The sequence below is a fragment of the Cypionkella sp. genome (assembly GCF_030652235.1).
Classification (GTDB): Bacteria; Pseudomonadota; Alphaproteobacteria; order Rhodobacterales; family Rhodobacteraceae; genus Cypionkella.
On the sequence record NZ_JAUSBA010000068.1, the window covers coordinates 15,701 to 42,162 of the forward strand.

Consider the following 26,462-nt stretch of genomic DNA (forward strand, 5'->3'; position numbering starts at 1 on the left):
TCATCAACGCAGGCTGACACACCTAGGCGCGGGAGGGCAGGTTGATGTCTTTATCGAGAATTTCAAGCTGTCGCCTTGGAAGAAATGGGGGGCCGATGACCTTTCCGAACTGACCCGCCGCTTTCCCGCTCTGGTGCATTGCCGGGTGTCCGGCTTTGGGGACACCGGCGTTTATGGCGGGATGCCGGGGTATGATGCTGCACTTCAGGCCATGTCGGGGCTGAAGGCGGTCAACGGCCCGCCCGATATATACGCAATGCCGAATCGGCATCCCGATCGTGGACACCTGCACGGGCATGGATGGCTGTATGGGCATCCTGCTGGCGCTGCTGGAACGCAACCGGTCGGGCAAGGGGCAGCAGGTAGAGGTAACACTACACGACACCGCCATCGCGATGCTGCATCCGCATGCGTCAAACGTGTTGAACGGTGGCCGTGCGATCCACACTTGCAACGGCCACCCCAACATCGTGCCCTATGATCGTTTCCCCACCGGCACCGTGCCGCTGTTTCTGGCCGTCGGCAATGACCGCCAGTTCCGCACTCTTTGTACAGAGCTTGGCCTTGCCGATCTGGGAGCCGATGCGCGGTTTCGCAGCAATGGCTACCGGGTGGTGAACCGCGAAGCACCGCGTGCAGCGCTGTAGCCGCCCTTGGCTTTGCAGGACGGAATGCAGCTTTTCCAGCGGCTTATGTCGGTTGGCGTGTCCTGTGCCCCAGTCTTGACGGTGGAAGAGGCGCATGCGCTGGACCATACCACAACCCTCGAGATGGTGGCAGAGTTTGAGGGCTATCGCGGCCCCGGCATTGCCATCAAACTCGACCGCACGCCGGGTTCGGTGCGTTTGCCCCCGCCCGGCATTGGGGCGCATAGCCGCGAAATTCTGGGGCGCTTTGGCATGGATGACCAAAAGATTGAGGCTTTTTTCCAGTCTGCAATCGTCAAATAGACAACCAATAGGCGATTGCCTCATTTGAGACTAAATGAGACAAAACGCGGTCCAAGATTAAATATAGCCCTCGCATGCATAAATCAATAGGGTCGGTTCTGGTCATGTCTGGCCCAGCTCATCTTGAAAGATGCTTATGCCTTGCCCTTCGCTTCCTTGCCGAGATGGCGACCCGGAATTTTCCGAAAGCTTGCGCAAGGCATTGCGTGGCACGGCGGTCAATGTCTCGATTCTTACGACGCGTGACAGGGCAGGCATAAACCATGGCATCGCTGTCACGACTGCTGTGCCGTTTTCGACCTACAGGCCAGCGATGATCGTTGCCGTCAAACATAGCGCATCAGCCTATCCTGCGATTTGTGAAAGCAACTATTTCTGCCTGAATCAGATCGCCGCAGATGAAATTGATCTGCTAGACAGGTTCAGCCGCAGTGACCTGCGCGCGTCGCGTTTTACCACGGGTCGCTGGTCCTTAGGCCCGCACGGGTTGCCCTATTTAGACAGTGCGACGACCTGTTTCTTTTGTGATGTCGTCGGCGCCCACGCGCACGAAGACCAGACGGTTTTTATCGGTCGGATCGTGGGCGTCAGATTGTCCAATGAGGACGGTGGCGTGCGTGACCCTTTGGTGTGGATAAATGGACGGGCGGCAACGCTTGCGGGTCGGGAATATGCGTAGGCCTTGCTGCTTATAAGTCCGACAAATCAATTGTCTTGGGAGGGACACGATGTGGGAAACAGAGGCGATTGAGGCGCGCGGGTTTGCGGACCCGCTGTCCAGTGAGATCAAGAATATCCTACGCTCGCGCGGGGCATCCGAGGCGCGCATGCCGGACGTGGTCGAACAGTCGTGGAAGCGCTGCCTGACAGATTACAATCTGTTGCCAGATTCGGTGCCCCGCGCGGCGGTGATGACCCATTCCGAAGTTCGGATGCTTATGGAACAGCGCGAAGAATTCATGCGCATCGCGGAGCCTGAAGTTGAGGGGCTTTTCCGGCAATTGGTGGACAGTGAATATCTGGTGTCGCTGGCATCGCCACAGGGCGCGATGGTGCTGTTTCGCTGCGACTATCAGTATCTTGGCGACCTTGCAGGGTCTGGGGTGATCCCCGGTTCGATCTGGTCTGAGGATCAGCAAGGCACGAACGGCGTGGGAACCTGTTTGCGCGTCGGCAAACCTGTGATCATCGCGGGCAGCGAACACTACGGATCGGCGATCCAACGTCTGACCTGTTTGACCGCGCCTGTTCTTGGCCGCGACGGGGTGATTGAAAGCGTGATCAACGTCACTACCGCCCGTCATGCGGATGCGCGCATGAACAAGATGGTGCAGAACATCGTCGAACGTTCGGCGCGCCGGATCGAGAACAGCTATTTTGGCCGCATGAACCGCCGCAACCTGATGCTGCGCATCCTTGAAAGCGGCGAAGTCGCTGACATCGCCGCAGAGGGGCGTTTGTCGCTGGATGAGAACGGTCGGGTGATTGACGGTTCCTCCTTTGCCGCGCGCATTTTGGGACAACAGGTTGGCAGTCTTGCGGGGCAATTGGCAGAAGACATCTTCGAGATGGACCATTCATTGTCCAATATCCGGCCCGATAGTCCGATCACCCTGAACTATCGCGGGCGCACCTTGCAGGCGGTTCTCAGCCTGCCGGAAACACGGACGCGCGTTCAAACCAGCCTGATCACGTCGCGCCCCCCAGAACCTGGTTTGCGCTCTGTTGATCTGGCTGAAGAAACTCTGCGCATCAACCCGATCCTGTCCCAAGCGTTGGACCGGGCGCGGCGGCTTTTGTCGGCGGGCCTGCCCCTTGCCATCACCGGGGAATCTGGGACAGGCAAGACTGCCTTTGCCAAAACCGTGGCGCGGTGTTGTTTTGGCGAAGACAGCGAGATTGTTTTCATCGACTGCGCATCGCTGCAACATCAGGGCGATCTTGGCACGTTGTTGCAACGGCGACTTTCGGCGCAGAGTTTGTGCCTGTTGGTGGACCGGATCGACGAAATGGATGCGGTGCGGCAGACCGCCTTGTTGGCATTGCTGGAAAATGATCGTCAGACCGGGGCCAATGGCATTGGCGTGATCGTGATCTCGACCCATGATCTTGACTATCTGGCGCGCGAAAACCGGATGCGACCGGACCTTGTGCACCGCTTGAAGGGGGGGGCGATCGGTCTTGCGCCCTTGCGCTGTGTGCCGGATCTTGAAGCCACAATCCTTGATCTTTTCCACATAGAACGCGAAGCGCTTGGCAAGCCGACGCTAGAGATGGACAGCGATTCGCGGATGGTACTGATGCATTACCACTGGCCCGGCAACCTTCGGGAACTCCGTAACAGTCTGCGCCACGCGGTTGCCTTGGCCGATGGCAATCAGATTGGACTAGAGCATTTGCCCGACAACATTGTCGAGGAACTGGCCAGCAAAGATTTGACTGCACGCTCGCAATCCCAAGCGTCCAAGATCGAGGCGGCGTTGCGCTATAACGGTGGCAACGTGTCTTTGACCGCGCGCTATCTGGGGGTTTCGCGGGCCACGCTTTATCGCAAAATACAAATCCAGAAGGCCCGCGGCGAGGTTTAGGTGATTGGCCCGGAGCACGCGCTCCGGGCCATTTTGCTTCAACCCAGCGAAAATCCGCCATCCACAGCCAAAGCCTGACCGGTGACATGCGGCGCGCAGGCCAGATAAACCACCATCTGCCCCATGTCCTCGGCGGTCTGTGCCACGCCTTGGGGAAGGAATGTTTGCTGATGCCGCGCCCATGATGCCTCTTCGGTTTCGCCGGGCATCGCCCATTTGCCCGAAAGCCCGGTCTCACCGCGCCACATGCCAGTGCCGACAATGCCGGGGCAAAGCGCATTCACGGTGATGCCTTCTTGCGCCACTTCCTTTGCAACAGCATTGGTAAAGCCGATGACGCCGAATTTGGTGGCCGAGTAATGCGACAATGCCGGAAAGCCCACTTTGCCCGCGATGGATGCGGTGTTGATGATACGCCCGTATTTCTGCTTACGCATCACCGCCACTTCGGCCTGGGTGCACAGGAACACACCGCGCAGGTTGACGTTGATGCAGTCATCCCACTGTTCAACCGTCAATTCGCCGATGCCGCCAAGGCTGACGATGCCTGCGTTGTTCATCGCAATATCCAGACGGCCAAACTGCTTGACCGTTGCGTCAACCATCGCCGTAACGCTGTCGGGTTTGCGCACATCGACCAGAATGGCGGCACTTTTGCGGCCCAGTTTGGCCACCGCATGCGCGCCTTCTTCGGCCAGTTCCTTGGTGTAGTCGGCAATGACAACATCGGCACCGGCGGCTGCAAGGCTGCTGGCAATCCCCAAGCCAATCCCGCGCCCGCCGCCCGTGACCAAGGCGATCCGGCCCTCTAGTGAAAACAGTGACATTTCATCCCTCCGCTGAAATCTGATTACCCCGAAGGGATATGCCCCAGCGGACCATTTCATGACGTATCGGACAATTGGCTCAATCGCGGCAGGCCGGGCGGGCCTGACTGTCACACAAAGGACAATTGCGGGGCAGGGGGTTGGTTTGCAGGATACGCCAAAGTGTGGAGACCAAAATGAAAACCAAAATCAATTCCGAGTCTGAGCTTGGCCTTACCAAAACCAGACATTTGCCTGCCCTCTCGGGCGGTGCGATGCCTGTTTCTCGGGCGAACCGCTAAATGGCTCTCGGCCCTTTTGCTCCAGATTGCCTGAAGGGCAGGTCGGCAATTGTCACCGGTGGCGGCAGTGGCATCGGCTTTGCAATTGCCCAAACCCTTTCCGAAGCCGGCGCAAAGGTTGCGCTGGTCAGCCGCAATCTGGACCGCCTGCAAAGTGCCGCGCAGGTGATACGCTCTGGCGGAGCCGAAGTTCGGACCGTCGCCGCAGATGTGCGTGAACCCGAGGCGGTTCAGGCTGCGGTTCAGGCAACCGTTGCGGCGTTTGGTGGGCTGGACATCATGATCGCCAACGCGGCGGGCAACTTTGTTGTGCCCTTCGAGGATATGTCCTTCAATGCGTGGCGGACCGTGATCGACATTGATCTGCACGGCACATTCCACTGTGCCAAAGCCGCATATCCGCATCTGAAAACCTCAGCCCACGGCGGGCGTTTCATCGCAATTTCGACCCTGCGCGCGCTTGAGGGCTGGCCGGGCTGTGCCAATGCCGCCGCGGCCAAGGCGGGGGTGATGTCACTGATCCGGACTTTGGCGCTTGAATGGGGGCCGGACGGCATCTTGTGCAACACCATCGCCCCTGGCCCAATCGAAGGCACCGAGGGCGTGAAGCGGCTTTATGACGAAACCGGCCAGACCAAGGCGCAGTCTGCGAGCGTGCCACTTGGTCGTTTTGGCCGGGCGGAAGATGTGGCGCAGGCGGCACTTTACCTGTGCTCGGATGCGGCAGGATTTGTGACCGGAACTGATCTGGTCGTCGATGGGGGCCGCCAGCGCGGTCAGAGAGGGAAAGCATGAGCGAACTGTCAATGAACCTGCGCGGCACAGTAGTGCATGGCGACAAACGGGGCCGGGTGCTTGGGTTCCCGACCGCAAACATCAACAGTGAAGTCCCGGGGCTTGCCTATGGGGTCTACGCCTCGGAAATCGTCTTTGATGGCGACGACAGGGTTTGGCCTTCGGTCACATCTTACGGAACTAGGCCCACATTCGCAGGGGCCGATCAAAAGATCGAGACCCATATCCTTGATTTTCAAGGCGACATCTATGGCCGTGAGGTTGAGGTCCGGCTGTTGGCCTTCATCCGCCCCGAGCTGCGGTTTTCCTCAGTCGAAAATCTGGTTGCCACAATGCAAGACGACGTCAAACAGGTGCGGGCGCTGTCCCGCGCCGCGCAACAGCGAGGTGATGATAAATGAAAATCTAAAAGGCGCGGGCTACATGGTGCTGGCAGGTATCTGCTTTGCGCTGGGCCAATGCGGTGACGTGGACAGTGACGTATAAGATGGGGGTCAAGGCACAGTCCGATGCGTTTTGGCAATATGCCATTGCGACGGCGTTTTCGGCACCGTTCATCTGGCGCTCCGGTCTGGCCTCGATGAAGACCAATCATCCAGTGCTGCATGTGGTGCGGATTTTGCTGTCGGTTCTGGGTATGCAATCCTTTACGCAGGCCTTTGCCAGTGGCATGGCCCTGTGGCATGTGATCGCACTGGTCATGTCCTCGCCGTTTTTCGTGATGTTCGGTTCTGCGGTCTTGTTGGGTGAAAAGGTAGGTCTGAACCGCTGGATCGCGGCCATTATCGGCTTTGCCGGAGCGATGATCTTGCTGCGCCCGTGGGAAAGCGGTTTCACCACTGCGGCGCTTCTGCCCATCGTGGCGGCAATCACCTCGGGCGTTGCGTCGCTGATCACCAAGCGTTTGACGCGGGATGAGGCGTAGACATCCATCACCATGTGGCTTTTGGTTTTGCTGACACCGCTCAACTTGCTGTTCTCGCTTCAGGCCGGGTTCGAATGGCCGTCAGGCAATATCTTGTGGTTGCTGATCGTGGCTGGTGCGATCATGTATTTTGCGCAGCATTTCCTGACACTTGCCTACGCATCGGCCGACGCGGCCTTTGTGCAGCCCATTGACGATTTGAAGCTGTTTTCCAACATCCTGGTGTCGTGGATCGTGCTGTCCTTTGCGCCTGATCTGACCTGCTGGCCGGGCATTCTGATGGTCTTCGCAGGGTCGATCTAACTGCTGTGGTCGGAAAGATCCAAGACCGTGGGCGCGGCAATCGCCTGAACCAAACCCCAGAAGTGCAAAGGGCCGCGCAGATTGCGCGGCCCTTTTCTATTCTACAACGCCGTTAGACCATGGCAGAGATAAGCATGGGTGTCGAATAAGCCTCTAGCCCCTCAATCCCGCCTTCCGACCCGAACCCACTGTCAAGAACGCCGCCAAACGGGGTTTCCGGCAGGCCCATCGAGAAGTGGTTGACGCCAAGCATGCCCGCCTTAACCGCCCGGGAAATCTTGGCAATGGTGTGAGCATTGGAACTAAAGGCATATGCCGCAAGGCCCACTGGCATGCGATTGGCCTCAGCCAAAGCCTCGTCGATAGACCCAACCCGCGACACAAGCGCCAAGGGGCCAAAGGGTTCATCATTCATCGCCAGCAGATCAGAATTTGCCTCGGCCACAACGGTTGGCGCGTGGAAATTGCCCACATTGCCAATCGCATCGCCGCCCGCCACAACGCGCGCACCTTTGGCCCGGGCGTCAGCCACCATGCTTGAGATTACATTGCGTTGGTTGCGGGTGCAAAGGGGCCCCATCATCGTGTCGGCATCCATGCCGTTGCCGACTTTGATCTTGCCCGCCGCCTCGGCAAGGCCATCTACAAAGGCATCATAGACCTGATTCTCGACGAGAAAGCGCGTGGGCGACACGCAAACTTGACCCGCATTGCGGAACTTCCATTGCGCGGCAAGGGGGATCAGTTTGGCCATATCGGCATCGCGGGCGACAATGACCGGGGCATGACCGCCCAACTCCATCGTCACTTTCTTCAGAGACTCGCCTGCCATGGCCGCCACGATGCGACCAACACGTGTGGACCCTGTCAGGCTGACTTTGCGGATTTCAGGCGATTTGATCAAGGCTTCGGAAATCATCGAAGAGCTGCCCCAGATCACAGAGATCGCGCGGGGCGGCAGACCTGCCTCCAGCAGACACATGGCGATGTGCCAGGTGGTGACGGGTGTCACCTCGGACGGCTTAGCCACAACCGAACAGCCCGCAGCCAGCGCAGGCGCGATCTTTTGCATCATGCCCCAGGCCGGGAAGTTCCACGGTGCCAAAGCAGCCACCGGGCCCACCGGTTTGCGCAAAACTCGAAGTTCAGATTCGGCCAAACGGCCCGGAATGATCCGGCCATAGCTGCGGCGGCCTTCTTCGGCAAACCATTCCAGCAGGTCCGCAGCCCCCGCCCATTCCAACCGCGCCTGCGCAATCGGCTTGCCTTGTTCAAGCGTCAGGCAATGCGCGGCCACTTCTGTCCGTACGCGCATAAGATCAGCGGCGCGGCGCAAGATTTTTGACCGCTCATAGGGTGAAACCGCCGACCACTCGGCAAAGCCCTGCAACGAAATTTGCGCCGCCTCGGTGACTTCTGACAAGCCCGCTTTGGGCAGGGCAGCCAAAACCTCGTCCGTGGCGGGGTTGGTCAGTTCAAGCACCCCCGCACTGCCCACAGCACGGCTGACGCCGCCGATGATCAATCCTGCAATTGGAAACATGATAGCCTCATTGTTGGGTTTCATTTGACGAGGCCAATCTTGGCCCGGTCGGTGGTCAAGGCGACGGCGATCAGGATGGTGATTCCGAAGGCCACGTCTTGGCTTTCAGGTGGCAAGCCGGAAATTGTCACGCCGACACGGATCAGAATGGCGATCAGCCCTCCGATCAGGCTGGAAAGAACCCCACCAACACCGCCCGAAATCGCCGTGCCACCAACAACCACGCCAACCAAAGCAGGCAAAAGCAGGCTGTTGGCGACGGTGGCGCTGGCAAACATCGTTTGCGAAATCATCATAACACCGCCTAATGCGGCACAGCCAGACGATGCGGCAAAGGCAAAGGCACGCACCATATCGCGGCGCACACCCGAGATGTAGACGGCTATCTCATTGGCACCAAAGGCATAAATATTGCGACCAAGGTTTGAGAGTTTCAGCATCAGCGTGAAAAGCCACGCGACGATCAGCACCAGAATGAAGGCGTTCGAGATGCCAAAACTCCGGCTGCCCAGCGTTTCATACACGCTGATGCCCGGCGCGATGCCGACCATGTCGGCCGCCGTCAGATACATGCCGATGCCCTTGAATATCCCCAATGCGCCCAAGGAAATGACAAAAGACGGCACCTGCAACCGGCCGATCATCCAGCCTTGCAGCCCACCGATCATCGCGGCACCTGCAACCACCACATAGGCGCTGGCCGACCCCAAGGCGGGTGACAGCATCGCCGCCATTACGGCCGCGAGCGACGCCATCGCGGCAATCGACAGGTCAAGACACCCCAAAAGAATGGGCAGCGTTGCCCCGACAATCATGATCAACAGCGGCGCGTTGTCTTGTAGCAGTGAGTTGATCGCCCGCCAGCGCAGAATGCCCGGTGCTGCGGTTGAAACGGCGGTCAGAATGATGGCCAACACAACTAACGCCCCATTGCGGCGCAAAAACATTAGAATGGTATCTTTGGTCATCGCTTTTCCCCTATACCATCGCCTTGACCAGCTCTTCTTCCGAAGGTGGTGTGGCCTGAACCCCTTCGATTCGGGCGCTGACACGCCCGTCCTTCATGACGATAATCGCATCAGACAGCGTCAAAACCTCGTCCAGCGTGTCGCCCACCAATAGGATCGCCAGCCCCTGATCGGCCAGTTCGCGGATCACGCCAAACAGGTCAGACCGCGCGCCGGGATCAAGTCCGCGCGTCGGGTGGTCCAGCATCAGGACTTTCAGCGTTTTGCCGAACAGCCATTTCGACAGCACCACTTTTTGCTGATTGCCCCCCGAAAGGGTGTCGATCCGCTGACCAATGGACGGGGTTTTGATGCCAAGTTTCGTCACCCAGTTGTGGATCAACCCACGCTCGCGCGCCCGCGAAATCAACCCAGCGCCATGACCGTGCTGCCAGCCGTAGGTGATCGCTACATTCTCGGACACGGTTGTGTTGCGGATCATGCCTTCAGTCTTACGCTCGGCGGGCAAATAGCCAATGCCCTTGTCCACGGCTTGCGGCGGACTGTCGACGTTCAGCGGCATGCCGAAATAGTCGATTTCCCCGCTCCATCGGTCCGACAGCCCGAACACGGTGCGCAGAATGGTTTCGGCCCCCGAACCCTGCACGCCAATCAGGCCGAGAATTTCTCCAGGGGCAAGCGTCAGGCTGATGCCTTCGATCTCACCCGGCACAGTGACGTTCTTCAGCGTCAGCGCCGGTTCTGCTCCGATCTGGGCGTTGCGTGGTTTACGGTCTTCGCGGTTCACCCGCTGCTTGCCCACCATCAGCTCATAAAGCTCATCGACGTTGACGTTTTCTTTGTCGCGGTCGGCCACATTGCGACCGTCGCTCATCACATAGACGCGGTCGGAAATATCAAGGATTTCGTCCATGCGGTGCGACACGAACACCACCGAAGACCGATGTTTGATCCGCCGGATCTGGCTGAACAGCGATTGAATTTCGGGCGGGTTCAAAACCGCTGTCGGTTCATCAAACAGGATGACCAGATGGCCGTGAACCAGTTCTTCCAGTGACAGAACCTTGGCCAGTTCAACCATCTGACGCTGACCAAAGGACAGCTCTGACACCGAGGTAAACGGGTCGATGTCCAGTTCGACCTTCTCCAACTGATGTTTGGCGCGGTCGCGCAGTTTGGCCCAGCGGTAGACGCCTAGCCGGGTTGATGTGGCGGGTTTGTCCAGAAACAGGTTTTCCGCGACGGTCAGCGAGGTGATCAGTGATTGTTCCTGATGCACAAGGCCAATGCCCGCCTGCGCCGCCTCTAGTGGTGATCGCAGCTGCACGACTTTGCCGCCAACGCGGATGATGCCGGTGTCGGGGCGGTGCAGGCCCGCCATAACCTTCATGATGGTGGATTTGCCCGATCCGTTTTGCCCGATCAGCCCCAGAACTTCGCCTTCGTTCAGCGTCAGGCTAACATTGTCCAACGCGGTAACTTCGCCAAAGCGCTTGGTGATACCCTCAAGTGAAAATGCAGTTGTCATTTGATGACCCTGACCTTGCGCCGCAGATGCCATGTCGATCCGGCGACGGCTATGATGATGACAGCGCCTTCCAGCGCACTTTGCAGTAGGGGATCAACGCCGATCTGGATCAGCCCGTTACGAAGGCTGACCAAAATCAGCACCCCGATCATGGATTGCCGGATGCCGCCCTGACCGCCGGACAAAAGGGTGCCACCTAGAACGCAGGCCGCGATTGCAGGGAACAAAAGACCAACGCCCGATTGGGTATTGCCCACACCAATGCGCGCGCCCAAAAGGATACCCGCCAGCGCATAGCAGCCCCCGGCCAAAGCAAAGGCCGCGATCTTGTGGCGATTGACCTTGATGCCCGACATGATAAGCACCGGTTCATTTTCACCAATCGCGCGGCTCATCCGGCCAAAGCGGGTGTACTTTTCAACCCAAAGCGCCACCAGGATCAGCGCCAGCGTCAAATAAACGATCCAGCTAAGGCCAAATTGTTTGTCGATCGCAAGTTGGGTGATCCGGGTTTCCAAGAGTTGCGGCAGACGATCAGGAAACAGCAACGCGGCCATCCCGACAGTGGTCAGCCACATGCCTAGCGTAACGATCAACGACGGCATCCTCACATAGATCGACACCGCAGCACTGGTTGCCCCCACCAGAAGGCCCGCGCAAAGCACCAAGGGTATGGCCCAAAGGCCGATGTCGGTCGTGGTTACCGAATTGGCCACCGTGATAGACAGAATGATGTTGGCCAATGACGCCACCCCTTCAACCGAAAGGTCGATCGAGGCCTGCATCAGCACATAGGTCAGCCCGATGGCGACAATGGCGGGAATGGCTGCGGCCTCTAGCACGGCTGCAAAGTTCGCCATTGAGGCGAAGCTTTCGCTAAACACCGAGAATATCACCACCAGCCCTGTCAAAGCCAACAACGGGCCTTGGGATTTAATCAAGTTCGACATCTGCGACGTCCGCCTTATCGAATGCTGAAAAGGTTAAGAAGAATGGCTCTCTCCGATCTGGATAGAGCCGAGGAAACAGGGCGCAGGAGAGCTGAGCTGCGCCCTGACTGCCTTAGTTTACGCCAGCCGGGATTTGCCCTGCGGACTTGGCCCAGATGTCGGCCTTGATGGCTTCGTAGCTGTATTCAGCCGGATCGGGCTTGCGCGCCAGAAACTCGGTCGCGTTAGCCTTGGTGATCAGGATCTGCTGCATGAAGAAGTCACGCTGTGCTTCGGTCAGATCGGCCACTTTGATGTCGCCAACACGCACGCCGTAGGCCAAAGCCGCTGCAACAGCGCCCTGATATTCATTCAAGCCGCTCATGGTCGACAGGATCTCGCCAGACTCGATCTGCTTGACCACGTCACTGGAACCGTCGGTGCCGGTGACAAAGACTTTGCCTGCAAGGCCAGCTTCACGAAGGGCCGCCAAAGCACCCAAAGCCATGGCATCGTTCTGACCGACTACACCTTTGATCTTGTCGCCGTATTTGGTCAGCCAGGTGCGCATGATGTCTTGCGCCGGAGCTTGCTGCCAGCTGCCGACTTGCTTGTCCAGGATGGTCATGCCGGGGCATTCAGCGATGGCCTTTTCCAGACCCATGGTGCGCTGCTTGGCCGGCGCGTTGTCCAGAACGCCTTGCAGCACCACGATGGCGCCTTCGCCGTTCATGGCTTTGCAAAGTTCCATGCCGTTCTGATAGCCCGCGTCAACACCGTCGAACGAGATGTTCGCGATCCATGCATCAGGCGCGGTATCCCATGGGTGGATCTCTTCGGCGCGGTTCCACAGCGTGGTGATAAAGCCGCCAGCGTCACCGATTTTCTCGACGAAAGTCTTGGTGAATGCAGGCGAATCCGGAAACCAGGTGAAGATACAGCCTTCGCAGCCCGGAGCGGTGATAGCGCCGATGTTCTGCAGCGACTTCTGAGGGTCAAAATCGTTGCCTATGACTGCGACGGTGCCGCCGACTGATTCCATAACCTGGGTCGCGCCCCAGATCATCTGGGTCCAGTAGTCGGCGCTGGTGTTGCCCACTCCAAGGTACAGTTTCTTGGACGTGTCGTCCTGAGCGAATACAACCGTGGACGCCGCAGCGACGAAAGCCGCCGTCAGACCCAAAGTTGTCAGTTTATTGAAGATCATTTCAGTTCCTCCCTGATTGATTGTCATTCCGCCGTGCCTTGCGCCTTGTGATCTGCAAAACGCATGAGAGTTTGTGTCGCCGAGGCTGTGTATTGGCGGGCTTTGCAGCCCGATTTCTTGGCTAGGTTTAACTGTTGGCTGTTGCGCTTGGCCACTCCCGCCACCGCAGCTTTCCGGCTCTCCCACGATGATGCTGCGGGATTGGATCATCTTTGCCCACTGGCCCATCAGCGGCGGGGCTGTGGTTTGGCCTTGTCTCAGACGCGACACTTCTTGATCCTCAATGTGGGGTAAGCCCCTGTAATAAATGAATTTGCACCTGTGAATGCCGCAGGCCCGCGCATGGCAAGCGCGCCCTCTGCTTATGGGCAGAAAGCGTGTCGGATCGGGTGGGGGTAAATGGTTTTCGTCAGTCCAAGACAGCAGCGCCTTGGTTCAAAAGTGCCTGTGCTTCAGCCTTTGAATAGCCAAGTTCATCCAGAATCTGTCCCGTATCCCAGCCGCGCGGCGCAGACGGGCTGCGGGGCGACAGCGTCTTGCCATCGGCAAGGATTGAACTGCGCAAAACGGCAGTCCGGCCTTCGGTCGGGTGATCTTCCTGTGTGATCAGCTTGACGGCCGCCAGATGTGGGTCGCGGCTCAGGCTTTCGATGGAATGGATCGGCATGGTGGCAAGATCTGCGGCGCGGAAGATATTCAACCATTCATCGGTTGTCTTGTCCTCTAAAGCGGCGCCGCGAATCTTGAACCATTCGGCCACGTTGACCGCCCGTGCGGACACGCTGGCAAACCGCGCGTCAGCGGTCAGCGCGGCGCGTTCTGTTGCCACCAGAAACGCCCGAACCTGCGGGTCGGTGTTGATGGTGATGGCGATATAGCCGTCCTTGGTTTTGATCGGTTGGTTGTGCGGACTGAGCAAACGCTGATCGCCATAGGGGCCAACCGGGGGATCGAAACTTTGCGCGGCCAGGTGTTCTTGCAGAACCATCGTCGCCATCGTCTCGAACATCGGCACTTCCAGCGTCACGCCAACGCCTTTGCGGTGCCGGTTCATCAGAGCGGCCATAATCGCACCAGCCGCAATTTCACCCACCACATGGTCGCAGATCAGCAAGGGTACATAGCGTGGCACCCCGTCGCGCGCCATGCTTAGTCCCGGCAGGCCGACCGCGCCCTGAACCACGCTGTCATATGTGGGAAAGCCACCGTAAGGACCGTCAGAGCCATAGCCGGTCAACAAACAATAGATCTTTTCCGGGTGATTGGCGCGCACCGTTTCAGGGTCCAGCCCCAGCCGAGCCAGCGCCTTGGGGCGCATATTGGCCACGATGACATCGGCCCATTCGATCAGTTTTTGCATCACGTCCGATGCGCCGGGGGCCTTCAGGTTCAGACAGATGTTCCGCTTGCCCCGGTTCAAATGCAGATAGGCCCCCGCCTGTTGCCCCGTTGGCGACAGCCCGCCAAGCCCGCGCATCAGGTCGCCCTCGGGGTTTTCGACCTTGATGATTTCAGCGCCATATTGGCCTAGCCGCCACGTCGCCGCAGGGCCGACCACTACTGCCGTCAGGTCCAACACGCGAATGCCGGATAGGGGTTCATAGGTCATCGAAACTCACCGTCAATTCCGCCGCGATGGTGCCATCGCAGTCGATAAGGGTTACGCCCGCGTCACGTTCGGTCAGCTCGGGCACGAAAATTGTCATGGGCCGGTTGACGTAGAGCGGTGCAAGATGCCTTGCAGAAAGGCTTTTTAGCGTTTTGCCCAGATCCGTGCGCAAAAACTCTGTCGCAAGCAGGGTTGCCAGACCGCCGTTGACCACAAGATCAGGGTGACCTTCAACGTTGCGGGCGTAGTCCCGGTCAAAGTGGATACTGTGGGTGTTGAACCCCAAAGCCGAGTACTGGAACAGCAAAAGATCATCGGGGGTTACGACCTGGGTTATTCCGTACAGCACGGCGGGGGTATTCAAAGATTTGGGCGTTGCGTCGCTAACAGCGCCATCTTTTGGCGGCAATCCGGCAAGGAAATAGGTTTGCGTTTCATGTACCGATCCGCGCGCACCCTCGGCACCATAGTCCGCCGAAAGGTTGTGCGCAACTTTTACAATCGACAGCGGGCCCGCGCGACCAATTTTATCGACAATACTGGCAATCGCACTGTGACGCCGGATTTCAGCGCCGACCCACAGATCACCCCTAAACTCGGTATTCCGTTGACCGAGCAGCAGTCTTGGGCGGTCCAGCTGCGGCATTGCCACGCCGAGGCCGGGGAAACCGTCTGACCGTAGGCTGTGCCTTGGGGTTTCGCCGGCAAGCATGGCGAAGTGCCAGCCGCGCGGAATGGGATCACCAAGGGCAAACCGAGCCGGGTCTATATCCAGCATAGCGGCAACCCGTCTGGCTTGCGACAGCGTAAAAATATCCACCGCCTCAACGTTTGATGGTTGCGACATGCCCGGCCCTTTCCCGCAATAACAAAAAAAATGCGTCGGCAACCCATGGGCTGCCGACGCCATAGGGGTTACTTGATCATCGGGCGTATTTCGGCCAAGCGGCGCATCGTAAGTTGCTCGCGCTCATAGTTCGGGCCGCTGCCGTCGGTCATCGCCATCAGCAGGGTGCCGAAGGGGCCGGATTTCTCACGCAGGTCGTGGATTTTTTCCAGAACGGTCTTCTTCGACCCCCAAATGATCGACGACCGCATAAAGCGCTCGACGCCCCAGTCTTCGTTCGAGATGGTCGGGTCAGGCTTGCCCACTGTGGTGTAATCGGCGGCAAGAAGCACCTTCCACATGTAGTCATAATAGTAGTGGCTGGAACCCTTGGGATCCATCATCCAATCCTCGGCCTGCGCATCGCTTTCACCAATCAGGAAGTTACGCGCAACCGACCAATCGTCGCCCGTAGGCTTGCGGCCCACCGACTCGCAGCCCGCGACATACTGTTTCCAGTGACCGTAAACGGTCTCATGCGGGCAGAAGTTCGCCGTAATCGGCACCCAGCCTTTGCGGGCGGCAAGCGCCACCGTCGGGCTGTCAGGCGACATGGTTGAGATGTGGATCGGCGGATGCGGCAGTTGGAACGGCTTGCTCATCTGGCCGATGCCCAGTTCCGGGTAGATCGAGTTCTCGATCTTCACGTTCCAATACTTGCCCTTGATGTCGTAGGGCGGGTCCGACTTCCAGATATCCAGAACGATGCGCAGGTGTTCGGCAAGCATCTCGTTGCGCTCGGCGTGATCGTTATGCTCGAACACTTCAAGGTCAGATGCCAGACCGCCCGGCCCGATCCCCCAGACAAAGCGACCGCCGGACATGTGATCCAGCTGTGCCACTTCACCGGCCACGATGACCGGATGGTGTTGCGGCAGACCCATCACGCCTGTGCCGAACTTGATGTTTTTGGTCTGGTTGATCAGACTTGCAAAGAAGATCAGCGGCGAGGCGATTTGCTCGGTCGTGCAGGAAAAATGCTCGCCCATATAGGCGTACTCAAAGCCAAGTTGGTCGGCCAGAATGATCTTGTCCTGATTCTCTTTCAGGATTTCGCTATATGACCGATGCGGCGGGTGCAGCGGCATCGCGAATGTTCCAAGTTTTACCATATTATTTTCTCTCCATGCTGTTGTCGCCAGAAGATATTACTGACGACCGGTTATTTCGGACGTTTGGGGCATCGCATTGAATTGAATTGCCAATCAGTTAGGCGAAGGGATGTGTTTTGACCGATTGATGCCGCGTATTTCTTTGCACCAATCTGGCCAGCAAAATTGGCCTTGACTCCCGCTGAATTCTGGCTAGCGACTTATGTCGCAACATTTGATCCCAAGGATTTGCAACTCCTCCGGTTTGCAGATCCTGGGCTAGCGTCCGCTAATATCGAGTTCTTGGCTACCGTACCAAGCGGCGCGGCCTGTACCGTGGGTTTTGTCTCAGAAGCGACAGTTTTGGGATCCGCGTGGCCGGGGATTAAGATCGTTGCGTCCCGGAATGGCCGCTTTGTCGTCTGGGTGCCCAATTGCCAGAATTTGCCCAAAAACATGTGTCACAGGTATGGGAATGATGTGTTGAATTCAGGAAGTGGCGCTGAAAGTTCCCAATTAATATACTGATAAATCAATATTTTACGCGATGTGACACACAGTGCCACACCTGCCGTCGCACATGCGCCAATTGTCGAGCCGCCCTTGTTCGCCTCATTCTTTGGTCAGGCAGGAGCGCAGATTCCTGCTGAGTAAGGTTCGCGGCGCGACGATTTTTGATCCGGCGTCGGAACGGGAGGGAAACTATGCTGACTGTCTCGAATGTTTCAAAAAGCTTCCCGGGCGTAAAAGCGCTGTCAGCAGTACAGCTTGACGTGAAGGCAGGCGAAATTCATGCGCTTGTCGGTGAAAATGGTGCGGGCAAGTCCACTCTGACCCGGATTATAGCGGGCGTGCATCAACCCGATGAGGGCAACATAGAATTTGATGGCGAGATCGTGCATTGGTCGTCGCCCGCTGCGGCAAAAAACGCGGGCATTCATGTTATTTATCAGGAATTCGTCTTATTTCCGAATCTAACGGTTGCTGAGAATATTTTTCTGGGTCACGAACGCCGTGGTTTCATGAACGGCATTGACCATAAACAAACCCGGCAAGATGCGAATGATCTGCTTGACCGCCTTGGTGTTAAAATTAACACCGATGCACTGGTATCAGAGTTGAGCGTTGCCGATCAGCAGATGGTCGAGATCGCCAAGGCGATGGTTCACAAGGTCAAACTGCTGATCCTGGACGAACCGACTGCAGTGATCGCGGGCCATGAAGTTGAGATGTTGTTCAGCCGCCTGCGCGCGCTGCGTGATGATGGGGTCGCGATCATCTATATCTCGCACCGTTTGGAAGAAATCTTTGAACTTTGTGACCGGGTGACGGTGTTCAAGGACGGGCAGTTTGTCGTGACCGAACCTGTGTCAGGCATGACCAATGACCGGCTTGTGGCCCATATGGTTGGCCGCGATATGAGCGAATTGTTCCCGCCAAAGGCGCGGGTTGGTGAAGACCGCGCGGTTGTGTTGTCGGCGACAGAGGTTTCGGTCAAGGGACGGGTCCACAAGGCTAGCATTGATCTGCGAGCGGGCGAAATCACCGCACTGTCAGGCATGGTTGGGGCGGGGCGCACCGAACTTGCCTTGGCGCTGTTTGGTGGAATCCCGATGTCGTCGGGTGAGGTCAACATTGGCGGTGAGGTGCTGCGCAAGATGACCCCAGCGCTGGCGATTGAAAAGGGCATCGGCCTTTTGACCGAAGATCGCAAGGGCCAAGGTTTGGCCATGCACATGGACGTGGCGACCAATATCACAGCCTCTGATCTGGGTGCAGTCAGTCAATCGGGCTGGGTCGATCAGCGCAAGGAACGCGACATTGCCGCGTCGGAAATCGAGAATTACCGCATTGCTTGCCGGGGTCCGCAGGGCGCTGTGCTGACCATGTCGGGCGGCAATCAGCAAAAGGTGCTGGTCGCGCGTTGGGCCCGCACGTCGAAGAAAGTCATCATCATGGACGAACCCACGCGGGGCGTCGATGTGGGGGCCAAGGCGGAAATATACCGAATCATGCGCGGCTTGGCCGACAAGGGTTTGGCGGTGCTGATGATCAGCTCCGAAATGCCCGAGGTCATTGGTTTGGCCGACTGTGTCTACGTCATGCGCGAAGGCGTGATCACTGGTCGCTTGGGCGCAGGTGAGATCGACGATCAGCGGATCATCCAGCTTGCCACCCAAAAACGCGCCTCCTGAGGGACCGAACATGAATTCTGTCGCATCTACTTTCACATATCTCACCAAGCGCCGTGGCGGCCTGTTGACCGTCATCGGGTTGATTTTTGTCCTGGTCGTCTTTGGCATGATCGTCTCAGACAAGTTCGGAACGGCTTCAAACGCGGTTAACATTCTGGAGCAATCGACGGCACTCGCACTGGTCAGCCTTGGCCAGACGCTTGTGATTATCACGCGTGGGATTGATCTGTCGGTCGGGTCGATGGTCAGTCTGGCGTCTGTGCTTTTGTCGGGCATTACCGATGGTGATCCCACGATGATGTGGGTTGCGTTGATCGCGATCATGGCGGCCGGAGTTCTGGTGGGCCTGATCAATGCGGGGGCCTCGATCTATCTGGGGGTGCATCCGTTGATCGTGACCTTGGGGACGGGTGCTGTGCTGCAGGGGGTGACTTTGCTTTACACGCAAACTCCGATTGGCAAGATGCCCAAGGGATTTGACGAGTTGGCATATGGTCGCATTCTGGGCCTGCCTATTGGGGCCGTTTTCACCATCGCGGCCTTTGTGCTGACCGCGATCTTTCTGCGCAAGGCACCGCTGGGCCGCTATATCTATGCCACCGGCGATGACGCCTTGGGCGCGCAGCTGATGGGCCTGCCGCGCAGACGGGTGCTGTTCGTTGCCTATGGCTTTTGCGGCCTGATGGCTTCGGTTGCAGCAATCTTTCTGGTCGCTCGTTTGGGGGCAGGGCAGCCCTATACCGGGCAAAACTTTACCCTGACTTCGATCACCCCAGTGGTGGTTGGCGGCACCCTACTGAGTGGAGGCCGGGGCGGAGTGATCGGCACGCTGATGGGCGTATATCTGGTGTCTTTGCTGAATAACCTTCTGAATTTCATGGATATTTCCAGCCATTACCAACTGATCGTGCAGGGCCTGATCGTGATCATTGCCGTGTCTGTCTATGTCGAAAACAAGAAGAGGGTGTGATGACACAATTGGCCCAACCCCCCAAGCAGGCCCCGCAAATCCTTTCGATGCAGGCCGTTCGCAACTATGGAATTCACCTTGTGCTGCTGGCGTTGATCGCGGTCACCGGGATCCTTTCCCCGGCCTTTTTGGCGGGAAACAATATCTCAAACATGCTGTTGCAGGCGGCACCTTTGGGGATCGTGGTGATCGGTCAGGTGCTGGTTATTCTGGTCCGGGGGCTGGATTTGTCGGTGGCCTCGGTGATGGCCACGGCGGCGGTGGTGGCGACAAGCTTTAGCGGCCAAGACAGCGACGCACTTCCGGTGTTTCTGGTTGCCATGGCGATTGGCGTTCTGACCGGGTTGGTCAATGGCCTGTTGATCACCAAGCGCAGCGTATCGCCATTTCTTGCAACGCTGGCGACCATGACGCTGCTGCAAGGCCTACGCTTTGCCTATACCCAAGGTGCGCCATCCGGCAACGTGCCGCCGATCTACCGCGTGCTGGGATCGCAGACGTTTTACGGCGTGCCCTACAACCTGATGATCCTGATCGTTCTGGCGGTGGTGTTTTCGGCGCTGCTGCACAAATCGACTTATGGGCGGCGCGTCTACCTTACGGGCGGCAACCCGGTGATGGCGCGTTTGGTGGGCATCAATGCCGACCGAATCACCATCGCCAGCTATGTCATATCTGGTGGCCTCGCGGCGCTGGCCGGGCTGATCTACTCGGGCTTTGTGGGCATCGTCGACAACTGGGTCGGGCGCGGGTTCGAGCTGGATTCCATCGTGGCGGCGGTGATGGGCGGCGTCGCCTTGTCGGGGGGGCGTGGGTCCATCATTGGAGGCTTGTTGGGCGCGGCCATTCTGGTCGTGGTGTTCAACGCGGTCCTGATGATCGGCATGCCTATCGAGTTTCAGATCATCATCAAGGGCGTCGTCATCATCGCCGCTGCAGCCCTTTACGTGCGCAAGGCAGCCTGATGCGAAAGGCGCCTGATGCGAAAGGCGGCGGCCCGCCAGAAACCTTACGAGAGACGGGGACTCTCGTGACCGACTGAGGCGCCGTAAAGCGCCCCAAGAGAGGGAAACCCCACGCGGATATCCGCAAAGCGACAGAGACTTTCATGAAGGTAACAAGCTGCTCGCAAGAGGTTGTTGTGACGGCAAAATCAATCCAAGGGAGGACACTACATGCTCAAGAATGTTCTAAACTATGCGCTGGTCGCAGGTCTGGCGGCGGCGTCGGCAACGACCGCCTTCGCGCAAGATGCGGAGAAGACTGGCTACACAGGCGCATCGCGCACCATGTTGTGGGGCACGTCGCCCACTACGATCATGGACACGACCCAGTACAAGAAAGATGGCCCCTACGTCATCGGTTTCTCGAACGCGTCGATCTCGAACAGCTGGCGCGTCGGCATGTTGGCGTCCGTCCAGCAGGCCGCCCATGACAACGCCGACCAGATCAAGCAATTGATCATCACCGATGCCAACGACGACCCGGCCAAGCAGGTTTCTGACGTACAAGACCTGATCTCGCGCGGCGTAGATCTGCTGATCGTCTCGGCTGCAACCGCCGAAGCCTTGGACGCGATCGTGAGCCGCGCCTATGAGGCTGGCATTCCAGTGGTACTGGTTGACCGCCGCATCACCAGTGAGAACTTCACCACCTTCATCACCGCCTCGGACTTCGTTTATGGTCATATGAGCGCGCAGTGGATGGTGGAAAAGCTGGGCGGCAAGGGCAACATCGTCATGCTGCCGGGCATGGCTGGTGTTTCGGTGGCGGTGAACCGCATTGCCTCGGCCAATGAGGTGTTTGCGAACTATCCAGACATCAAAGTGATTGACATGCAATACACCGACTGGAGCCCGGCCAAAGGCAAGCAGGTGATGGCCGCCCTGATCCAAAAGTACGGCGACACCATCGACGGCGTGTGGAATGACCACGGCCTGCAAGGTTCGGGCGCGATTGAAGCTATGGTCGAAGCTGGCTGGACTGATCTGCCGCCGATCACCTGCGCCGACCTGAACGGCTGCGTCAAACTTGCTGTTCAAAACAATCAGCCCGCTTTCAACTACGACTACCCGCCAGCGATGGGCGGCGTCGCGGTCACCGTTGGTCTTGATATCCTGCACGGCAAACCAGTGCCGCACCAGTACGAGATGAACGTCGAAGTTGCGATCACCAAAGGCGATGAGACCACCTCGGTCAAAGCCGATAAATGGATCGAAGATTACGCCCGCCTGGACAAGCCGAACGACCTGATCCTGTCGACCGGCATCAAGGATTACGACCCCACCACCTTTAAGGTCGATTTCCCACAGTAAAGCCAACAGTGCTGCGACCAGAATTGGCCGCAGCACGAACTCTCTGCTCGTGATGTGAGGCCAGCAGTTTTGCCGGGGAGAAATGCCGCAGGTTACGCGCAGGTGGCTTCTGCAAACTGGATTGCCTGGATTCTGCAAAAGAATCCAGCACGCCAAGATCGTGATTCCGCAAGCCTTTGATAACGATTCGCTTTTTCCCAGATCGCGCGCCAAGTGGCTTCCGCCTGGATTCCCCGGTGAAAGTGCTTGTCGCTAGCGAAATGCCGCGCTGCGCCCCCCCGCATACAAACAGAGCCGGGGAGGAACCATGCCAGGGGGGCAGTCTAGCGTGCTGCGCTTCCTTGGCTGCATTGATCAGCTGAGTGGCTTCGGATCAGTCAAATCTACGGCAGCCACTGGCGATCCTCACAACTTGTCGCCTCTGCTACTGACCTGCCCGCCGGAAGTTCCCTCGGTCTAATGCAGGGTCTGCCCAACCTGAAGGAGCAGACGTATTCAAACGAGCCGTTTCACCGAGACGCAGATCATCGGGATGATCAAAGAGCAGGAATCAGATCCCGTGCGCCTTGGCGCAGAAAACCCGTGAGCGGATCAGGCGAAAAACCTTCTGGCGCACGAAACGCGACAACCGTATCCTTCGTCATACGGCATATCCTTTTCTCTGCGAGAACTGCGGCGCGTCCACAACGCCCTGACATGCCACCCAATCCCCCCGTCACCAACATTCAGCGATAGCTCGGCCTTCAGCCGAATCGAGGCATGGTCGAGAAGCGGATGGGAAGGTGCAGATCCAGACCCTCAATACGCCCTGTCATGGATGACTGCTCCCGAGGTCCTCACGGCCACCGTCCGCGCCCATCGGGGGCATCGAGAATGCCCGACACTGGCAACTTGACGTTTCGTTCCGGGAAGATGCCGCCCGCAATCGCAAGGCTAATGGCCCCGTCGACATTGCCATGCCTCACGCCGCTGCACCTTCAATTTTGTCCGCCACGACACCGCCAAGGGCTCGGTCTAGATCAAACTGAAGCACACCAGGTGAAGCGCTGCGCTTATTCTAATTCTTCTCAATTAGTTAGGAAACACTTAGGCCAAACGCGATTGCCCTGAAGCGGCGAGATAGACGCGAGCCTCATACGATTTTAACGTCATACGCGCCGCGTCGTAGTTGGCGAAACGGTTCACCGCACAAAGCTCTGGAAATATAGTGTCCAGTTCTTGCCGCTGGTCCGCATCCATTCCTGAAAGGGTGCGATCGCCGGGCTGAAAACTTTCGCTCCATGCGCCGTCGGCGTGCACGATCTCGTGTCGGTCGAACATGATATGCACATAGGTCACGGACGCCACTACCACGGCATCAACTCCCGGTAGCGAAGTAAGATGCAGTGCCCTGACCAAAACCTCGTTTGTGCCAAACAGAAGCCCGGCCCGCGCACCACACAGCAAAATCCGGTGCTGGCGCGATACCATCATGTCGCGATTGGGGCAATCGTTGCCAAATGCGTCGCGACGAATTGATATGGGTTGCAGCGCATCATTTTCGGACAATTGCGCGCCAGACAGTTCCTTGGTTCCGATCCAGAGGATTGGTTTGAAGCCATTGTCGCGCGTCATCACGAGGTCGCCGTTTTTCAGCGTCTCGATCCGTCGCGGGCCCGTTGAGGTGGATATCATTGTTCCAAGTGTAAAACATGGCGCAATCGGCGCGCACAGCGCCGGGTCGGGCGTGAGAACAACAACAGTCGGCGGCAGTGGGGCCACATTCACGATATGTTCGATGTTCGTGAAGGTCAGGGTTCCGGTCGGAGCCCCAAAGCCATCCACAAAGGTGATCACGCCGTTTTCGCCGTTCAGCGGGTCGTAGGCGATAGTGTAGGCGCCGGTTCCGAACAGATTGAGCGTGTCGTCGTCAGTCTCGCCTTCGCCGCCGTCAATCACATCGTTGGCATTGCCATAGATATAATCAGACCCACCGCCTGCACTGATATGGTCAACTCCCGTGCCGGAGTTGACGGTGTCATTGCCGTCACTGGTTGTGATCGAGTCATTGCCGCTGCCAGTGGTAATATCAAAGTTCTCAATGCCCGCGTAGGAGGCTGCGCCCAAACCGGTTATGGTTCCGGTATATCCTGTGCTTAATGCGCCAGCCGGAACACTGGTAATCACAGCACCTGTCGCTGCGGAATAGTCGATGACCAGCGTGTCTGTGCCTGCCCCCGCAGCAATCACGTCGGCGCCACCCGTAATCAGGATCTTGTCGTCTCCGCCGCCGGTGGCGATGGTATCGACATCGACGCCGGAGACGATCGTATCATTCCCCGCACCGCTGGTAAGGGTGTTGGCACCATCACCACCATCAATGTAGTTGCCGCCATCGCTGACGGTGATGGTGTCGATGTCGCTGCCGCCAAAAATGATGTTATGACCAGTGCTGGCGGTTATCGTATTGGCCCCATTGCCGGCTTCGATGATGTTATTGCCACTGGTAACGGTGATGGTATCGACACCATCACCGGTGCAGATCATGTTGTTTCCCGATGTGGCGACGATCGTGCTGGCTCCATCACCGGTCTGGATGATGTTGTTTCCGGAAGTGAGCGTGATCGTATCAATGCCAGCGCCGGTGACGATGATCTTGTCGCCAGCCAGACCGGTAATTGTGTTGGCCCCATCCCCGCCGAAGATGCTATCGTTGCCAGAGCCGACAAGGATCGTATCAACGCCTGACCCTGTAACAATAAAATTGTTGCCACCGGTGTCAACGATCGTGCTGGCACCTTCCCCCGCAAGGATTTTATCATTCCCAAAACCAGTATTGATGGTGTCAATACCAGACCCAGTGATGATGATATTGTTGCCTTCACCAGCAACGATCGTATTGGCAACTGTATTGCTCGTCGTGATAACGTCGTCGCCAGCCCCTGTGGTAATGGTATTGACCCCCATCCCGGCCTTGATGGTGAAATGTTCAAAACCCGTCCCAATTGTTACCGATCCAACACCAGCGCCATCAAAGCCGGTGGTGGAGTCGCCCACCGTTGTTCCGGTCGCGGTGCTGTAATCGACGACCAGCCGGTCGTTCCCCAAGCCACCACTTACATCGTCAATGCCGCCACTGACGGTGATCACATTGTCGCCAGCGTTCCCCGCAATTGTGCTGCCGCCGCCGCTACTATCGAGGACATTTATCGGTGCCGCCCCGGCAATATTCAGACCAGTAACCCCGGCGTCAAGCTGCAGCACAATGCCGGTTGACGTCGCACTGCCCTCAACGGTTATGCCGTTCGCTGTGACCGTCGCGGTTTCATTGCTGTATCCCGCCTGAAGCAGGATCGTATCGCCGGGGCCAGCGTCTGCAAGCGCTGCAGCGATTGTCGGGTAGGTTGAGGCTGGTCCGACGGTTAGGATTGACATGTGCGTCCTTTGGACTGTGACGCCAGTAATTACATAATTGCCTCCCAACAGACTTAACATGGAGCAACTTTCGGAACGTCTGATCAACGCTTTGAGCTTCTCCGACATGACCATCTGAACGTTGCGGGGGCACCACTTTCGGGCAAAATTCGCTGATTTCGATGGTTCGGGGTCGTATTTGCGGCCTTTCGCCCAATTTGGGCTGACTTGTCCCCATGCGATCAGTTTTTGTCGCACCAGAAATAGGTTGCCGGGTGCGAACTGCGTGAACATCTGGGCACGGCTCTTGGCCAGGTCGCGGTAACGGGTTTTCACATCGCCGAACTGGCGTTTGATGCCGGGGAACTGGAGCTCGACCTTGGCCGGAACCATGGCGATGATGTAGTTGATCTGCACGTCTAGGGGATGCAGCGGCCTGCCTTTTGGCACTTTCCGCATGACACCCCAGACCTTGACCGGCTCAGCGAAGGCGACCTCGCGCGCGGCGCTGACATAGCCCTTGTCGGCCCAGACCGAGATTTCCGCGCCGTGCAGCAGGCCGTCCCAGAAATGCGATTGGGAACCCAGCCTATCATTTCCAAGGCCGGACCTTGGGCATCACCGCCGTCACCTCGACCTCCCTCAACATGCCACCCGCCACGAGCCCATCCCGCACCCAATCCAGCGCCTGCCACCAATCCTCGTAGCCGCGCCGAGCGGAGGCGATCTGCTCGGGGTGCGGTCGCCAGGTGACCGGACAGGCGAGAATCTCAATACTGCGCCATTTGCCGCGCGACAGCACGCGTTCGGTGCCCACCACGATTGTGGGGGATCGCTCACCGTGCTGGTTGGTTTTGGTCTCAACCGGCACGCATAGCGGGATAACCCCTGGCAGCCAGTCCGGCGTCATCCCAGCGCGCGCCAGCTCGGCGACGTAGATCGCCATGCGCTTGCCGCCCAAGCTGTCGGGCAGCGCTGCCAGGGTAGCAGCCACGATCTCGGCATCATGATGGGTGTAATACCAACGGCCCTAGATATTGACCGTTGCCCAGTCTCTGGACATGATCGAGGTTATCGCTGCCGGTTCGTTCGCGAAGAAGTACCAGGCTGCGGCGCATTGGTCGAGGATTTTATCGTAGCTGTCGAAGACGGTGTTGGC

The 26,462-nt window shown here is 58.0% G+C and carries 20 protein-coding genes and 3 pseudogenes; 12 read left to right on the forward strand and 11 right to left on the reverse strand.

The annotated features are described in order from the left end of the window. Positions 1-13 precede the first annotated feature (13 nt). The 4 genes and pseudogenes from Q7V03_RS23980 to Q7V03_RS21660 form a co-directional block, all read left to right on the forward strand. Positions 14-235: pseudogene (locus tag Q7V03_RS23980) on the forward strand (CoA transferase); the annotation flags it as partial. Between the two features lie 28 nt (positions 236-263). Then, positions 264-950: pseudogene (locus tag Q7V03_RS21650) on the forward strand (CoA transferase). A gap of 190 nt (positions 951-1,140) precedes the next feature. After that, positions 1,141-1,629 carry a flavin reductase family protein gene (locus Q7V03_RS21655; RefSeq protein WP_304927655.1) on the forward strand — a complete coding sequence of 163 codons (489 nt, stop codon included), beginning with the start codon at positions 1,141-1,143 and terminating at the stop codon, positions 1,627-1,629. Positions 1,630-1,678: 49 nt separating this feature from the next. Beyond that, positions 1,679-3,538, forward strand: coding sequence for a sigma-54-dependent Fis family transcriptional regulator (locus tag Q7V03_RS21660; RefSeq protein ID WP_304927656.1), 1,860 nt, complete (start codon positions 1,679-1,681; stop codon positions 3,536-3,538). Positions 3,539-3,576: 38 nt separating this feature from the next. On the opposite strand, the gene Q7V03_RS21665 is transcribed toward Q7V03_RS21660, so the two are convergent. Beyond that, entirely contained in the window at positions 3,577-4,365 is a 789-nt protein-coding gene (locus tag Q7V03_RS21665; protein WP_304927657.1) for an SDR family NAD(P)-dependent oxidoreductase, read from the reverse strand. Positions 4,366-4,646: 281 nt separating this feature from the next. On the opposite strand from Q7V03_RS21665, the gene Q7V03_RS21670 reads away from it, so the two are divergent. Genes Q7V03_RS21670 through Q7V03_RS21685 form a run of 4 tightly spaced genes read left to right on the forward strand, consistent with a single transcriptional unit; the run spans position 4,647 to position 6,669 of the window. After that, the gene (locus tag Q7V03_RS21670; protein WP_304927658.1) at positions 4,647-5,441 is read left to right on the forward strand and encodes an SDR family oxidoreductase; all 795 of its coding nucleotides are present in this window, start codon (positions 4,647-4,649) and stop codon (positions 5,439-5,441) included. After that, positions 5,438-5,842 carry a riboflavin kinase gene (locus Q7V03_RS21675; RefSeq protein ID WP_304927659.1) on the forward strand — a complete coding sequence of 135 codons (405 nt, stop codon included), beginning with the start codon at positions 5,438-5,440 and terminating at the stop codon, positions 5,840-5,842. The genes Q7V03_RS21670 and Q7V03_RS21675 overlap by 4 nt, the downstream gene beginning before the upstream one ends. A 44-nt stretch (positions 5,843-5,886) precedes the next feature. Continuing rightward, positions 5,887-6,366 carry an EamA family transporter gene (locus Q7V03_RS21680; RefSeq protein ID WP_304927660.1) on the forward strand — a complete coding sequence of 160 codons (480 nt, stop codon included), beginning with the start codon at positions 5,887-5,889 and terminating at the stop codon, positions 6,364-6,366. A 12-nt stretch (positions 6,367-6,378) separates the two neighbouring features. Continuing rightward, positions 6,379-6,669 carry a hypothetical protein gene (locus Q7V03_RS21685; protein ID WP_304927661.1) on the forward strand — a complete coding sequence of 97 codons (291 nt, stop codon included), beginning with the start codon at positions 6,379-6,381 and terminating at the stop codon, positions 6,667-6,669. Between the two features lie 112 nt (positions 6,670-6,781). On the opposite strand, the gene Q7V03_RS21690 is transcribed toward Q7V03_RS21685, so the two are convergent. From Q7V03_RS21690 to Q7V03_RS21725, 8 genes are all read right to left on the reverse strand, one after another. After that, positions 6,782-8,212 carry an NAD-dependent succinate-semialdehyde dehydrogenase gene (locus Q7V03_RS21690; protein ID WP_304927662.1) on the reverse strand — a complete coding sequence of 477 codons (1,431 nt, stop codon included), beginning with the start codon at positions 8,210-8,212 and terminating at the stop codon, positions 6,782-6,784. Positions 8,213-8,232: 20 nt separating this feature from the next. Further along, complete coding sequence (locus Q7V03_RS21695; protein ID WP_304927663.1) at positions 8,233-9,180, reverse strand: ABC transporter permease; 948 nt, start codon at positions 9,178-9,180, stop codon at positions 8,233-8,235. A 10-nt stretch (positions 9,181-9,190) separates the two neighbouring features. Continuing rightward, a complete protein-coding gene (locus Q7V03_RS21700; protein ID WP_304927664.1) occupies positions 9,191-10,708 on the reverse strand; it encodes a sugar ABC transporter ATP-binding protein in 1,518 nt (505 codons plus the stop codon). After that, entirely contained in the window at positions 10,705-11,658 is a 954-nt protein-coding gene (locus Q7V03_RS21705; RefSeq protein WP_304927665.1) for an ABC transporter permease, read from the reverse strand. Before Q7V03_RS21705 ends, Q7V03_RS21700 begins: the two co-directional genes overlap by 4 nt. Positions 11,659-11,770: 112 nt before the next feature. Then, positions 11,771-12,844, reverse strand: a complete 1,074-nt coding sequence (locus Q7V03_RS21710) for a sugar ABC transporter substrate-binding protein (RefSeq protein WP_304927666.1) — start codon at positions 12,842-12,844, stop codon at positions 11,771-11,773. A gap of 409 nt (positions 12,845-13,253) precedes the next feature. After that, positions 13,254-14,453: a CaiB/BaiF CoA-transferase family protein gene (locus Q7V03_RS21715; protein WP_304927667.1), complete on the reverse strand. Its 1,200-nt coding sequence runs from the start codon at positions 14,451-14,453 to the stop codon at positions 13,254-13,256. Next, positions 14,443-15,300 (reverse strand): hypothetical protein, encoded by an 858-nt coding sequence (locus Q7V03_RS21720; protein WP_304927668.1) that lies wholly within the window; start codon positions 15,298-15,300, stop codon positions 14,443-14,445. The genes Q7V03_RS21715 and Q7V03_RS21720 overlap by 11 nt, the downstream gene beginning before the upstream one ends. A 68-nt stretch (positions 15,301-15,368) precedes the next feature. After that, positions 15,369-16,451, reverse strand: coding sequence for an LLM class flavin-dependent oxidoreductase (locus Q7V03_RS21725; protein ID WP_304927669.1), 1,083 nt, complete (start codon positions 16,449-16,451; stop codon positions 15,369-15,371). A gap of 683 nt (positions 16,452-17,134) precedes the next feature. Here Q7V03_RS21725 and Q7V03_RS21730 point away from each other — a divergent pair. The 4 genes from Q7V03_RS21730 (at position 17,135) to Q7V03_RS21745 (ending at position 21,910) form a co-directional block, all read left to right on the forward strand. Beyond that, on the forward strand, positions 17,135-18,625 hold the full coding sequence (locus Q7V03_RS21730; protein WP_304927670.1) for a sugar ABC transporter ATP-binding protein: 1,491 nt from the start codon (positions 17,135-17,137) through the stop codon (positions 18,623-18,625). A 10-nt stretch (positions 18,626-18,635) separates the two neighbouring features. Next, a complete protein-coding gene (locus Q7V03_RS21735) occupies positions 18,636-19,595 on the forward strand; it encodes an ABC transporter permease (protein WP_304927671.1) in 960 nt (319 codons plus the stop codon). After that, complete coding sequence (locus Q7V03_RS21740) at positions 19,595-20,560, forward strand: ABC transporter permease (protein ID WP_304927672.1); 966 nt, start codon at positions 19,595-19,597, stop codon at positions 20,558-20,560. Before Q7V03_RS21735 ends, Q7V03_RS21740 begins: the two co-directional genes overlap by 1 nt. Before the next feature lie 210 nt (positions 20,561-20,770). Beyond that, positions 20,771-21,910, forward strand: coding sequence for a substrate-binding domain-containing protein (locus Q7V03_RS21745; protein WP_304927673.1), 1,140 nt, complete (start codon positions 20,771-20,773; stop codon positions 21,908-21,910). Between the two features lie 1,086 nt (positions 21,911-22,996). Here the strand turns inward: Q7V03_RS21745 and Q7V03_RS21750 are convergent. Continuing rightward, the gene (locus Q7V03_RS21750) at positions 22,997-25,762 is read right to left on the reverse strand and encodes a Hint domain-containing protein (protein WP_304927674.1); all 2,766 of its coding nucleotides are present in this window, start codon (positions 25,760-25,762) and stop codon (positions 22,997-22,999) included. Between the two features lie 133 nt (positions 25,763-25,895). Further along, a pseudogene (locus Q7V03_RS21755) lies at positions 25,896-26,321 on the reverse strand (hypothetical protein); the annotation flags it as partial. Between the last annotated feature and the right edge of the window lie 141 nt (positions 26,322-26,462).

Coding starts and splice junctions, on each gene's coding strand:
- Q7V03_RS21660 (WP_304927656.1), top strand. CDS start 1,679: ATGTGGGAAACAGAGGCGATTGAGGCGCGCGGGTTTGCGGACCCGCTG.
- Q7V03_RS21665 (WP_304927657.1), bottom strand. CDS start 4,365: ATGTCACTGTTTTCACTAGAGGGCCGGATCGCCTTGGTCACGGGCGGC.
- Q7V03_RS21670 (WP_304927658.1), top strand. CDS start 4,647: ATGGCTCTCGGCCCTTTTGCTCCAGATTGCCTGAAGGGCAGGTCGGCA.
- Q7V03_RS21675 (WP_304927659.1), top strand. CDS start 5,438: ATGAGCGAACTGTCAATGAACCTGCGCGGCACAGTAGTGCATGGCGAC.
- Q7V03_RS21685 (WP_304927661.1), top strand. CDS start 6,379: ATGTGGCTTTTGGTTTTGCTGACACCGCTCAACTTGCTGTTCTCGCTT.
- Q7V03_RS21690 (WP_304927662.1), bottom strand. CDS start 8,212: ATGTTTCCAATTGCAGGATTGATCATCGGCGGCGTCAGCCGTGCTGTG.
- Q7V03_RS21695 (WP_304927663.1), bottom strand. CDS start 9,180: ATGACCAAAGATACCATTCTAATGTTTTTGCGCCGCAATGGGGCGTTA.
- Q7V03_RS21700 (WP_304927664.1), bottom strand. CDS start 10,708: ATGACAACTGCATTTTCACTTGAGGGTATCACCAAGCGCTTTGGCGAA.
- Q7V03_RS21705 (WP_304927665.1), bottom strand. CDS start 11,658: ATGTCGAACTTGATTAAATCCCAAGGCCCGTTGTTGGCTTTGACAGGG.
- Q7V03_RS21710 (WP_304927666.1), bottom strand. CDS start 12,844: ATGATCTTCAATAAACTGACAACTTTGGGTCTGACGGCGGCTTTCGTC.
- Q7V03_RS21715 (WP_304927667.1), bottom strand. CDS start 14,453: ATGACCTATGAACCCCTATCCGGCATTCGCGTGTTGGACCTGACGGCA.
- Q7V03_RS21720 (WP_304927668.1), bottom strand. CDS start 15,300: ATGTCGCAACCATCAAACGTTGAGGCGGTGGATATTTTTACGCTGTCG.
- Q7V03_RS21725 (WP_304927669.1), bottom strand. CDS start 16,451: ATGGTAAAACTTGGAACATTCGCGATGCCGCTGCACCCGCCGCATCGG.
- Q7V03_RS21730 (WP_304927670.1), top strand. CDS start 17,135: ATGCTGACTGTCTCGAATGTTTCAAAAAGCTTCCCGGGCGTAAAAGCG.
- Q7V03_RS21735 (WP_304927671.1), top strand. CDS start 18,636: ATGAATTCTGTCGCATCTACTTTCACATATCTCACCAAGCGCCGTGGC.
- Q7V03_RS21740 (WP_304927672.1), top strand. CDS start 19,595: ATGACACAATTGGCCCAACCCCCCAAGCAGGCCCCGCAAATCCTTTCG.
- Q7V03_RS21745 (WP_304927673.1), top strand. CDS start 20,771: ATGCTCAAGAATGTTCTAAACTATGCGCTGGTCGCAGGTCTGGCGGCG.
- Q7V03_RS21750 (WP_304927674.1), bottom strand. CDS start 25,762: ATGCGGAAAGTGCCAAAAGGCAGGCCGCTGCATCCCCTAGACGTGCAG.